Origin of the sequence: Nocardia acidivorans NBRC 108247, assembly GCF_001625085.1 — a bacterium.
GTDB lineage: Bacteria > Actinomycetota > Actinomycetes > Mycobacteriales > Mycobacteriaceae > Nocardia > Nocardia acidivorans.
The window spans coordinates 1-11,969 of the sequence record NZ_BDAW01000056.1 but is presented as its reverse complement, the minus strand read 5'-3'; the positions used below and the strand labels follow the sequence as shown (position 1 = coordinate 11,969).

The window sequence follows — 11,969 nt, the reverse complement described above, 5'->3', positions numbered from 1 at the left end:
CCGGTCCGTGCCGCAGCAAGACGTCCCCGAAATGGCCGGTGATTCTCGTGTTCGGTGAATCCGCACGGGGTTTGGCCCGGCTCACCGACCGGCCCGACTTCGCCCTGGTGGGCATTCTGCGCATCCCGGTCGGACAGGCCAGCCCCTGGCAGGCCCTGGTGCGGCGGCTCGCGATGGCGGTGCTGCTGCTGGCCATCGCCACCGGGGTGGTGTACTTCGGCCGCGACGGCTATCACGACAACGCGCGGGAGCACATGTCGCTGCTCGATGCCGCCTACTATGCGACGGTTTCGCTCTCCACCACCGGTTATGGCGATATCACGCCGGTCACCCCCGGTGCCCGGCTCATCAATATCCTCGTGGTGACCCCGCTGCGGATCCTCTTCCTCATCGTGTTGGTCGGCACCACCCTGGCCGTGCTCACCGAACGATCCCGGCAGGCTTTCAAGATTCAGCGATGGAGGCACAGCGTGCGCAATCACACCGTGGTCGTCGGCTACGGCACCAAGGGCCGCACCGCGGTCGACGCCATGCTCGGTGACGGGGTCCAGCCCGCCGATATCGTGGTCGTCGACACCGATCCGGTGGTCCTGGAGGCCGCCGCCAATGCCGGTCTGGTGACCGTGCACGGCTCGGCGACCCGCTCGGATGTGCTGCGCCTGGCCGGTGTCGCGCACGCCGCCGCCATCGTGGTCGCGCCCAATCGGGACGACACCGCGGTGCTGGTCACCCTCACCGCCCGCGAGATCAATCCCAAGGCGCGCATCTCCGCCGCGGTCCGCGAGGCCGAGAACACCCATCTGCTGCGGCAATCCGGCGCGGATTCGGTGGTCGTCTCCTCCGAGACCGCCGGCCGCCTGCTCGGCATCGCCACCACCACCCCCAGCGTCGTCGACATGATCGAGGATCTGCTCACCCCCGAGGCCGGATTCGCCATCTCCGAACGCGAGGTCGAGCCCGAGGAAGTCGGCGGCTCACCCCGCCACCTGCGCGATATCGTCCTGGGCGTGGTCCGCGGCGGCACCCTCATCCGCGTCGGCGATCCCGAGACCGACGCCCTGGAAAAGGCCGACAAACTCCTCTACCTCCGCCGCGTACAGGGCTGATCACCCGCTTCACGGTCGGCAATGGCATGTCCCGCAACCTGATACGTCTAGTCTCGGTGTGTGTCTTTTCAGCTGAACGCGGTTCCGGTCCTGTCTCGCACCACACTCGATCGGGCGGAGCACCTGCGCGCCGATGAGCAGGCTCTCAAAGAGGGCTGGGCGCAGGCCAAGCTGCTACGGATGAACAAGCGCGGGCAGGTGCGGGTCGACGGTGGCGCCGTGATCCTGGAGTCCGCCACCGAACTCGCCGCCGAGCCCGCGCCGAACACGGTCTTCCTGGGCGTTCAGGACGGCATCCACCTGTGGGCCGTGCGCGATAACGAGATCGACGGCACCCTCGCCGACCTGCGCGCCTACGGCAGCACCCTGGAGTTGGACGATTTCGGCACCGGCCTGCTCTCCACCGCCATCGCCCTGCTGAACTGGCATGACAAGGCCGGATTCAGCTCCGCCGACGGCACCCCGACCACCGTGACCGCCGGGGGCTGGTCCCGCACCAGCGAGTCCGGTCACGAGGAATTCCCGCGCATCGATCCGGCCGTCATCTGCCTCATTCACGACGGCGGCGACCGGGTGCTGCTGGCTCGTCAGCACACCTGGCCGGAGGGTCTGTTCTCGCTGCTCGCAGGATTCGTCGAAGCCGGGGAGTCGCTCGAGCGCTGTGTCGAACGCGAGCTGTTCGAGGAGGTCGGCGTCCATGTCACCGATATCCGCTATCTGGGCAGCCAGCCCTGGCCATTCCCGCGCTCGCTCATGCTGGGTTTCGCGGCCGTCGCCGATCCCGAACAGCAGGTGACCTTCCATGACGGCGAGATCGCCGAGGCGCACTGGTTCACCCGCGCCGAGGTGCGCGAAGCCCTCGCAGCGGGGGCGTGGGGCGCGAAAACCGATGCGCGCCTGCTACTTCCGGGCTCCATCTCGATCGCCCGCACGATTGTCGAATCCTGGGCCGCCGAAGGCTGATTCGCCCTTCTCCACGACCACAACAAGCCGCACATCCACGTGGATGTGCGGCTTTTTCGTTCTATGAGTTATCCGGCCCAGCTTTCGGGACTACTCAGCCGATGCTGGCGAGGGCCTTCTTGACCTGCACCAGGCTGGGATTCGTCGCCGTCGACCCATCGCTGTACTTGATGGTCGGCACCACATGGTTGCCGTTGTTGACGCTGCCCACGAATTCGGCGGCATCCGGATTCTCTTCGATATCGATCACCGTGTAGGTGATACCGGCCTCGTCGAGCTGGGTCCGGAGCCGGCGGCAGTAGCCGCACCAGGTCGTCGAGTACATGGTCAGGTCGGTTGCAGTCACGGACTGTGCAACGCGACCGGTTCCGATCGTGTTCCCCACGAGTTCACGATCGGGGGACCGGTTCGCCCTCGCGCATGCCACATGAGCCCGTCCCCCGCCCCGCATGCGCTCGACCGCGGCGGTCGCGGAGGGCGTCGATGGGGTCTGCTGGCCTCGCTCACCTGGCTCACCGGGAAATCCGGTGACGAACCGGTCATGCAGCGCGATCTGGCCGCGCACGCCGCCACCGATCCGATGATGACCTCCCAGGTGCTGCGCACCCTGGAGCAGAAGGGTCTGGTGGAGCGGCGCGAGCACCCGTCGGATCGGCGCGCCAAATCCCTGGTGCCGACGAAAACCGGTGTGGCACTGGTCAATCGGGCCATCGTCGCGGTCGAATCGTGTGATCGCGACTTCTTCGGCCCACTCGGCGATCGCACCGGGTCCTTCGCCACCGCGCTGCGCCGGCTCCGCGACCGCGCCTGAATTCAGGCCGGGTCGTGCGCGCGCGTGCCGCTCACTCGTCGTCCGCCCATGGCGGGCACCTCATTGACCACGACGGCACGCTAACCCGGTACCGCGCCGATTGCCCGGAGGCCGATCGGATCGACGCCGCGATCGCGGGCGGAGCTCTGAATCGGTCGTCCGAGGGGCCGCACTCGGTGATTGCGTCGGATCGATTCGGTCTCCGGCGAACCTGCCTACCGCGCACGGCATCGGCCCGCGCGCTGCGATGGTCTCGGAGGAGAGGACGTTCTGGGTGGGGCGGTCTTGCTGGCAGGCGGCGAAGGGGCGGATGACGTCTTCGGTGATGCCGCCCTCGCGGGCGATGCGCCCCGCGACCAGACCACCGAACGCCCGGCCGCCGAAATCCGCGGTCAATACTTGGGCGCGGTCCCCGACGATGCGCGGGCCGTGCGGCCAGTCGTGCCGGTTTCGCGGTGTGTCGACCTCCGCCGCCCCCATTTCGCCTACTGATTCGGGCCGGGTGCGTGAGCGGCGGGCGGGTTGTCGGCGGGCACTGTCATGATGGTGCGCGTGACTGTCGCCGCGACCCAGAAGCTCCGGCTCGACGAACTCGATGCCGAGCAGGCGGCCGCCGTGCGCGCACCGCGCGGTCCGGTTTGTGTGCTGGCCGGTGCGGGAACGGGTAAGACCCGCACCATCACCCATCGCATCGGACATCTGGTGTCGGCCGGGCATGTGCGCGCCGATCAGGTGCTTGCGGTGACCTTCACCGCGCGCGCAGCGGGTGAGCTGCGGAGTCGACTGCGGGCGCTGGGGCTGGGCGGCGAGGCCGGACAGGTCCAAGCGCGCACCTTCCACGCCGCGGCGCTGCGGCAGCTGAAGTACTTCTGGCCGCAGGTGGTCGGCGATGTGCCGTGGAAACTGCTCGATCGCAAATTCCCCATCGTGGCGCAGGCCGCCGGGCGCGCCGGGCTGGCCACCGACACCGACACCCTGCGCGATCTGACCGGTGAGATCGAATGGGCCAAGGGCTCGCTCATCGCACCGGAGGATTACGCCGCCGTCGTCGCGCGGCTCCAGCGCGACGCACCGTTCGAGGCGTCGAAGGTCGCGGCCGTGTACTCCGGCTACGAATCGCTCAAGACCACCGCCGAGGGGCTGTGGCTGGACTTCGACGATCTGCTGCTGCACACCGCCGCCGCGCTGGAGGACTACACCTCGGTCGCGGAGGAGTTCCGCGGTCGCTACCGCAGTTTCGTCGTCGACGAGTATCAGGACGTCACCCCGCTGCAACAGCGGGTACTCGACGCCTGGCTCGGCGAGCGCGACGATCTGACCGTGGTCGGCGACGCCAACCAGACCATCTACTCCTTCACCGGTGCGAGTCCGGCCTTCCTGCTGGACTTTTCGCGACGGTTTCCCGAGGCCACGGTGATCCGCCTGGAGCGGGACTATCGCTCCACCCCGCAGGTGGTCTCACTTGCCAACCGGGTGATCGGCGCGGCCCGCGGGCGCATCGCGGGCACCCGCCTGCAACTCATCGGCCAGCGGCCCGACGGTCCGGAACCGGCCTTCGCCGAATACGACGATGAGCCCGCCGAGGCCGCGGCCGTCGCCGCCGCGGTCACCAAACTGCTCGCCAAAGGTGTGCCCGCCGCCGAGATCGCGGTGCTCTACCGCATCAACGCGCAGTCCGAGGCGTACGAGCAGGCGCTCACCGAGGCCGGTATCCCATACCAGGTGCGCGGCGGCGAGGGCTTCTTCAACCGCACCGATGTGCGTCAGGCGGTGCAGGCGCTGCGCCAGGCCGCCGCCCGCGACGATCTGCCCGACGCGCGCGGCATCGAACTGGTGAATCTGGTGCGCGCCGTGCTGGCCCGCATCGGTCTCACCGTCGAGGAGCCCGTCGGCGTCCAGGCCCGCGAGCGCTGGTCCGCCCTCATGGCCCTGGTCAATCTCACCGAGGAACTCGGCACCCACGAACCCACGCTCGATTTCGGCGGCCTGCTGCGCGAGCTCGCCGCCCGCGCCGAGGCCCGGCACCCACCGACCGTGCAGGGCGTCACGCTGGCCTCACTGCACGCCGCCAAGGGTCTGGAGTGGGATGCGGTATTCCTGGTCGGCCTGGCCGACGGCACCCTGCCCATTCAGCATGTGCTCGGCCACGACGGCGCGGTCAGCGATGAGGCCGCCCTGGAGGAGGAGCGCAGGCTGCTCTACGTCGGCGTGACGCGCGCCCGTGAGCATCTCCAATTGTCCTGGGCGCTGGCGCGTTCCGAGGGCGGTCGCAAGGTGCGCCGCCGCTCCCGCTTCCTCATCGGCCTGGTCCCCGATGATTCCCCGGCCTCGCGTATCGCGCCGAATACGACCGATCGGCGCGGTCCCAAGCGCGTGCATCCCACCTGCCGGGTCTGCGGCCGCCCACTGCTCAATACCCAGGCCACCATGCTGGGCCGCTGCACCCGCTGTCCCGCGGATGTGGACACCGAACTGCTGGCCGCGCTCCAGGAATGGCGCAGGGACAAGGCGGAGTCGCTGAAGCTGCCGCATTTCGTGGTGTTCAGCGACACCACGCTGACCGCCATCGCCGAACAGCGCCCCGCCGATGATCGCGCGCTGGTGGCCATCCCGGGAATCGGTGCGAAGAAGCTACAGACCTACGGGGCCGATGTGCTGGCCATCGTGCGGTCGCGCCTCAACGGCTGATTCGCCCCATCGATGCCGGATTCATCCGGATTCATCCGGAACGGGTTGTCACGCTGCCCTTCTCGATAATCGTCCGCAAGACCATAAAACTGCTGGTCAAAAATAGGTTGTGCGCATCGGTATATCTACTTAGGGTGGTTCCATGCACACGGGAGGAATCCCGGCGCGCATGGGTACTTATCGGATACGAGAGCAGGAGGGAGGCAGACCAGTGAACGACTTCATGAACACCAATTCATCTGTCCGGACGATGTCCGGTGATTTGGCGACGGTTGCAGGCGTCGCTGTCATGTCCGTCTCCCGGGGGATCCTCGCTACGCAGGGGATTCGTCTGTCCGGCTTTGTCGGCGATCTTGGTCTTCAGGGTTTTGCAACCAAAACCCAAGCGGCAGAGCAGATCGTCATGAAGCAGGACAAGCCCGAGGGCAGCTGGCACCAGGCAGCCACATATGTGGCCGCCGCCTTCGCAGCGGAAACCGGAGTCGATCCGGTGCATCTGCTGTCGGCAGCCCGCCGCCCCCGCAACATCCACCTCGCGACCGTGATCAAGAGCCGACATAGGAGTCGACTCAGGTAAGGGATAACTCCCAGACCGACTGGCCACGGATCGCCCAGAAGCGAAACCGTGGCCATAGTTGTATTCGGCCTCCGCCTTCCGGCACCGGTTTCGCTTCACACACCGAAACGACCGCTGCACGAGAAGGAGAACGACGTGTCCACCACGGTTACCCGTGACCGCGTGACATGCCGCAACACCGTGGCCTCGACTCCCCGCATCCGCCGGGGCGCCACGATGTCCGTACCTTGCCGAGATGGCAACCCCGATCTCTGGTTCGCCGAGAGCCCGGCTCAGCTGGAAGAGGCCAAGACGCTGTGCGCCGCGTGCCCGATCCGGCAGGGCTGCCTGTCCGCCGCCATCGATCGCGCCGAGCCCTGGGGTGTCTGGGGCGGCGAGATCTTCGATCAGGGCGTTGTCATTGCCCGTAAGCGCCCGCGGGGGCGTCCGCGCAAGGTCGCGGTGGCATGATCGGCCTGAGCGCCGGGGGTGAAAAAGAACGCATACGACCCGCTTACTTCTCGGTAAGCGGGTCGTTTTGCGTTCGGGGGCAGTAGCTTTCAGCTGGCGGTGCGGTACTCCTTGTACCCCGGCACCCAATCCTGCATGAGCTTCATGAACGGCAGTTCGGCATCGAGCTGGGCGCAGATGCCGATGGAACCGCCCAGCACGCGGAAGATCATCACGTGCTCGGCCGGGAGTTGCAGGGCGCGGGCGGTTTTCAACATCTCCTGATTGGAGATATCGGTGGCCTTACCCGCCACCCGCTGCATCCACTTACGGGTGAAGTGGAAGGTCTCGGTCTTGATGGGATCGGTGAACGGGCGCAGGTAGTCCTGAATCTCCTGATGCGTCACCGTCTTTCCGGGAATCACCCAGCCGTTGGTGTTCATCAGCTCGGTGAGTTCGTCGAAACGCTCCTCGACCGCGAGCGCCACCATCTGGCCCAGCACCGGCGGGAAACCATGGGGCAGCGGTGCGCAGGCGCCGTAGTCGATGACGGCCAGGCGGCCGTCCGGCATGACCATGAAATTGCCCGGATGCGGATCGGCGTGCAGCAGGCCCGCGATCGCCGGTGAGGAGAAATGGAATTCGCCCATCAGGGCGGCGACCCGATTGCGCAGCTCCACCGTGCCCGCCGGATCCTCCATACCCTGGCTGATGACCTTGGAGACCGGGGTGGCATCGTCCAGCCATTCGGTGACGATCACCTTGGGCGCGCTGGCAACGACTTTCGGCACCAGGAAGCGGGCGTGACCGTCGAAGGCCTTGGCGAATTGCCGCTGATGCCCACCCTCGATGCGGTAGTCCAGCTCCTCCTCGGTGCGCTCGCTGATCTCGGCGAGAATGGGCTTCACATCCGCGCCGGGAATGAGCGCGCCCATCATGCCCGCCATGCGATTGAGGGTTTTGAGATCGGCGCGCAGCGCCTCGTCAGCCCCCGGGTACTGCACCTTCACCGCGACCACGCGACCGTCCGACCAGACGGCCTTGTGCACCTGGCCGATACTCGCCGAGGCGGTGGGCTCATCGTCGAACTCACGGAAGCGCTGCCGCCAGCCGGTTCCCAACTGCTGATCCAACTGCCGGTGTACGGCAGCGGTCGGCATGGGCGGGGCCGCGGCCTGCAATTTGGTGAGCGCCTCGCGGTAGTGCTCGCCGAACTCCTCGGGCACGGCCGCCTCGAAGACGGACAGCGCCTGCCCGAATTTCATGGCTCCGCCCTTGAGCTCGCCCAGAACCGCGAACAATTGTTCCGCGGCCTTCTGGTTGAGTTCCGCGTTGATCTCGGTCTTATCGCCCCCGGCCAGTTTGCGGCCGAAACCCACGGCCGCCCGCCCCGCGATACCGAGTGGAATCTTGGCCAACTTGGCATTGCGGGAAGAGCGCTTGCTCACAATCTCTGACACGCTCCCATCATGCCGATGTCCCAGACGGTTCGCCATGGGAATTGGATGTAATCGCGGGTCCGAGCGTTTAGTGGGATCCGTCACAGCAACTCCGATTCGCTCTTGCCGCGTGCTGCGGGATCGATGTTGTCCGAGCCGATTTCGTTCGCGGCGGGTGCGCCGGACGCGCTGCGGTGCCGCTCCGGGGCGTCCAGGCAACCGCAGAGCGGATGCACCGGCCAGGGCCGAACCCCGAGATGCGGTAGGTCCAGATTCAACTCGAGGGTGGCGCTCAGCGACGCGGGTGCGTACTCGGCCGCTCCGTGCGCGATGGTGTCGATCTCGTGCAGCGCCAGGGCGGCCGCGGCGGCGATACCGGCCGGGGTGGCGTGCCCGATCCGGCCCAGCAGTTGGGCGCTCAACCGCGGCCACTCCGGCTCCAGCTCGCAGCGCAGCAGATCGGCGCAGCGCAGACAGCTGGATTCGCCCGGCAGGACCAGCGGGCCGATCACCCCGCGCCCATCCCGAATCCGCACCTGCAGATGTGGGATTCGCCGTCGCATGAGCTCGGCCACCAGAGCCGGATCGGGAACCAGGGCATCGGCCAGCACCACCAGATCCGGTCGCTCGGTCCGCGCGTCGGGTGCGTGCCCGGGATAGGAATGGCTGCCCCGCAACCCGATTCGCCGCAAACCGTCGAGCAGGGCATCGGACAGCGGCCCGCGCCCATGCACTCGAACATGCCGGAGCCGCGAGGGCGTCTCCGCGTCGATCAGCAGCCCCGCATCGTCGAGCGCCTCGAGCACGCCGCGAACGCTCTCCGTGCTGAACCCCAATTCCCGCGCCGCACAGAGAATCTCGCCCTCCGGCCGAGCACCGTCCAGCAATCGCAGGAGCGCGGGCACCGCCTCCGCCGGTCCGGGCGGCCGCAGCAGTATCGCCTCCCCGGGAGCCCACCCCAACTGCACCGCCCCATTCCGGCGCACCAGCACCGTGATTCGCGGATGCAGCATCGGTCCGTAAGTACGCGCGAGCGTGGTCATGGATGAATTCTGCGCCGACCCGAGAAGGCGAAAACCCTCGGAAACGCCTGACTACCAGCGCTTTCGAGGGTTATCCACAAGTCGCCCAATGAGGGTTGCGCACCGGGGGCGGCGGCACCTGATCGGTTCCGCTCTCAAGAAGCGGGGGTATCGCCCTCGTCGTCGCCGGGCTTCTTCTCGGTGTCGACCGGCTTGTCCCCGGCCGCCTTGTCCTTCTCGGCCCGCTCGCGCTTCTCCACCTCGGCGAGCTGGGCCAGCGGATCGTCGAAAGCGGTTGTGCCGCCGCCGAGTACCGAATCGATGAAACCGGCCGGTGTGTCCAGATCCGAGGAGTCCGGCAGCAGGTCCGGATGCGCCCAGACGCCGTCACGCCGCTCGATGCCCGCATCGGTGGTGAGCCGCCGCCACAGCGTGGCCGCCTCGCGCACCTTGCGCGGGCGCAGTTCCAGCCCGACCAGGGTCGCGAAGGTCTGCTCCGCCGGTCCACCGGTGGCGCGGCGGCGGCGCAGAGTTTCGGCCAGCGCGCCCGCACCGGGCAGCCGATCGCCGACGGCATCGGTCACCACGGTCTCGACCCAGCCCTCGATGAGCGCGAGCAGGGTCTCCAGGCGATCCAGCGCGGCCTGCTGTTCGGGTGTGGTCTGCGGTTCGAAGGTGCCTTGCGAAAGCAGCTCCTCCAATTTCGATGGATCCGAGACCAGCGTCATCGGATCGAGTCCGGCCGCGGCCTGTTCGATGGCCGAGAAATCCATCTTGATACCGCGCGCGTAATCCTCGACCGCGCCCAGCACCTGCTGGCGCAGCCACGGCACATGCCCGAACAGGCGCTGATGCGCGGCCTCGCGAGCGGCCAGGTAGACCAGGATCTCGCTCTCGGGCTGCTCCAGTCCGGTGCTGAACTCGGAGATGGCCGCGGGCATGAGCGCCCCGGTCCCGGCCGGGCCGAGCGGCAGGCCGATATCGGTGGAGGTCAGCACCTCCTTGGCGAGCTGGCCGAGCGCCGAGCCGAGCTGCGAACCGAAGGCGAGCCCGCCCATCTGCCCGAGCATGCCCATCATGGGCGCGGCGAACTCCTTGGCCTCGGCGGGCAGGGTCGCGGTCCACATGCCCGAAACCTGCTGCGCCACCGGATCACACAGCCGCTTCCAGGTCGGCAGCGTCTCCTCGATCCAGTCATTGGCGGTCCAGGCCGCGGTCTTGGTCGCGCCCGCGGGCAGCGTGGTGACCGGGTCGAGCCAGAGTTCGGCCAGATGCGAGGCATCGGCGACCGCGCGCTGCTCGCCCTCGGTGACCGGGGTGACGCTCGCGCCGAGCTGCTGGCGGGCCAGGCGTTTGGCCAGGTCGTAATTGACCGGACCCGAATCCCCGCCGGGCTGGCTCATGCTGGTGAACATCTGACCCAGCTGACTGAGCATCTGACCGAGTTGCGAGGGATCGAATCCGCCGCCGCCCGGACCACCGAGTCCGAACGGGTTGTTCGCACCGGAACCGCTGGACTCGTCGCCGGGCTTGCGCTCCGGATCGTCGTCGCGATTCGAGAATCCGAACGGGAAATCACTCATGACATCTACGGTACTGGAGCCTTCCAAGCGGCGAACCGCCGAGCGGAACGCGGCAATCGGGGGCATCACCAGTACCCTTGGCCGCGTGAACCGTCGGATATTCACCCTGCTCGCCGCCCTGATCCCGATTTTGGTGCTGGGGATCATCGGCAGTGTCGTCACCGTCCCGTTCGTGGCGCTCGGACCTGGGCCGACGTTCAATACGCTGGGGGAAGTGAATGGAAAAGAGGTCGTCGAGGTGCGCGGAGCACCCGTCGATCCCACCGCCGGCAATCTGAATATGACGACGGTCTCCGTTCGCGATCAGCTGAATATCTTCGAGGCATTCGGCCTCTGGCTCGATGGTCAGCACGGTCTTGTTCCGCGCGCCGAGGTGTATCCGCCCGGCGTCTCGCGTGACGAGATAGACAAATCCAATCAACAGGACTTCAAGGATTCCGAAGACAATGCGGAATTGGCGGCCCTGCATTATCTGAAGATGCCGACCGTGGTGCGGTTGCGCGCGGTCACCGAGGACGGGCCCGCCAAGGACGTGCTGCGCAAGGGCGATGAATTGGTGAGCGTCGACGGTAAGCCGATCGCCAGTTCCAAGGATGTGGTGGCGGCGGTGTCCGCGGCCAAGCCGGGCAGTGCGATTCCGGTGGTGTTCCGCCGCGACGGGCAGGAGCAGACCGCCGAGATCACCCTGGGCGCGCGACCCGACGACTCCGCCAAGGGCTATCTCGGCATCACGCCCGGTGAATTCGCCAGCGGCCCACTCCAGGTGGACTTCAACCTCGCCGAGATCGGCGGACCCTCGGCCGGTCTCATGTTCACCCTGGCCCTGATCGACAAACTCACCCCGGGTGAGCTCAGCGGCAACAAGTTCATCGCGGGCACCGGCACCATCGATCCGGACGGCAAGGTCGGCCCGATCGGCGGCATCCAGTACAAGATGATCGCCGCGCACGAGGCGGGCGCGACGACCTTCCTGGTCCCCGCCGCCAACTGCGGTGAGGCCGCCCAGCGCACACCGGACGGCCTGAAACTCGTCAAGGTCGAGAACCTCGCCGGGGCCGTACAAGCCCTCGACGACCTCAACGCGGGCAAGGAAACCCCCAGCTGTAACTAGCCAGCCCCCGTCATCCTGCAGCCCAGCCCCGTCACCGTCATCCCGCAGCCCGGCCCCCGTCACCGTCATCCCGCAGCGCAGGCCCCGTTATCCCGGCGCGTTTTTGGCCGGGATCCACACTTTCAGGGTGAGTACCGCCGGCTGTGGATCCCGGCCGAAAGCATCCCGGGGATGACGTGCCGCGTCTCTCCCTGCGCGTGTGCGCTACCCCATTTCCATGTGTCGGGTGCGTCTCTCCCC

Annotated in this window: 12 protein-coding genes; 8 read left to right on the top strand and 4 right to left on the bottom strand. The window is 67.5% G+C overall.

What is annotated here, in order from left to right:
* Positions 1–47 precede the first annotated feature (47 nt).
* The gene (locus NA10_RS25930) at positions 48–1,106 is read left to right on the top strand and encodes a potassium channel family protein (protein WP_067572509.1); all 1,059 of its coding nucleotides are present in this window, start codon (positions 48–50) and stop codon (positions 1,104–1,106) included.
* 60 nt (positions 1,107–1,166) lie between these two features.
* A complete protein-coding gene (nudC, locus tag NA10_RS25925; RefSeq protein WP_067572457.1) occupies positions 1,167–2,069 on the top strand; it encodes an NAD(+) diphosphatase in 903 nt (300 codons plus the stop codon).
* Positions 2,070–2,163: 94 nt separating this feature from the next.
* On the opposite strand, the gene NA10_RS38880 is transcribed toward nudC, so the two are convergent.
* Positions 2,164–2,415 carry a mycoredoxin gene (locus NA10_RS38880; protein ID WP_067572455.1) on the bottom strand — a complete coding sequence of 84 codons (252 nt, stop codon included), beginning with the start codon at positions 2,413–2,415 and terminating at the stop codon, positions 2,164–2,166.
* Positions 2,416–2,496: 81 nt separating this feature from the next.
* Between NA10_RS38880 and NA10_RS25915 the strand changes: the two genes are divergently transcribed.
* The 5 genes from NA10_RS25915 to NA10_RS25895 all read left to right on the top strand — a co-directional run bounded on the left by NA10_RS25915 (position 2,497) and on the right by NA10_RS25895 (position 6,595).
* Positions 2,497–2,880, top strand: coding sequence for a MarR family winged helix-turn-helix transcriptional regulator (locus NA10_RS25915; protein WP_067572453.1), 384 nt, complete (start codon positions 2,497–2,499; stop codon positions 2,878–2,880).
* Positions 2,881–3,165: 285 nt separating this feature from the next.
* Positions 3,166–3,372, top strand: a complete 207-nt coding sequence (locus NA10_RS25910) for a hypothetical protein (protein ID WP_157556737.1) — start codon at positions 3,166–3,168, stop codon at positions 3,370–3,372.
* Between the two features lie 51 nt (positions 3,373–3,423).
* Positions 3,424–5,568, top strand: coding sequence for an ATP-dependent DNA helicase UvrD2 (locus NA10_RS25905; protein ID WP_157556736.1), 2,145 nt, complete (start codon positions 3,424–3,426; stop codon positions 5,566–5,568).
* 211 nt (positions 5,569–5,779) lie between these two features.
* Complete coding sequence (locus NA10_RS25900) at positions 5,780–6,145, top strand: hypothetical protein (RefSeq protein WP_067572447.1); 366 nt, start codon at positions 5,780–5,782, stop codon at positions 6,143–6,145.
* A gap of 216 nt (positions 6,146–6,361) precedes the next feature.
* On the top strand, positions 6,362–6,595 hold the full coding sequence (locus NA10_RS25895) for a WhiB family transcriptional regulator (RefSeq protein WP_084515246.1): 234 nt from the start codon (positions 6,362–6,364) through the stop codon (positions 6,593–6,595).
* Between the two features lie 89 nt (positions 6,596–6,684).
* Here NA10_RS25895 and NA10_RS25890 read toward each other — a convergent pair whose 3' ends face one another.
* The 3 genes from NA10_RS25890 to NA10_RS25880 form a co-directional block, all read right to left on the bottom strand.
* Entirely contained in the window at positions 6,685–8,070 is a 1,386-nt protein-coding gene (locus NA10_RS25890) for an ABC1 kinase family protein (protein ID WP_067572445.1), read from the bottom strand.
* A gap of 44 nt (positions 8,071–8,114) precedes the next feature.
* Complete coding sequence (locus NA10_RS25885) at positions 8,115–9,056, bottom strand: hypothetical protein (protein ID WP_067572443.1); 942 nt, start codon at positions 9,054–9,056, stop codon at positions 8,115–8,117.
* A gap of 134 nt (positions 9,057–9,190) precedes the next feature.
* Positions 9,191–10,618 carry a zinc-dependent metalloprotease gene (locus NA10_RS25880; RefSeq protein ID WP_067572441.1) on the bottom strand — a complete coding sequence of 476 codons (1,428 nt, stop codon included), beginning with the start codon at positions 10,616–10,618 and terminating at the stop codon, positions 9,191–9,193.
* A gap of 85 nt (positions 10,619–10,703) precedes the next feature.
* On the opposite strand from NA10_RS25880, the gene NA10_RS25875 reads away from it, so the two are divergent.
* A complete protein-coding gene (locus NA10_RS25875; RefSeq protein ID WP_218021585.1) occupies positions 10,704–11,729 on the top strand; it encodes a YlbL family protein in 1,026 nt (341 codons plus the stop codon).
* The last annotated feature ends 240 nt before the right edge of the window (positions 11,730–11,969 follow it).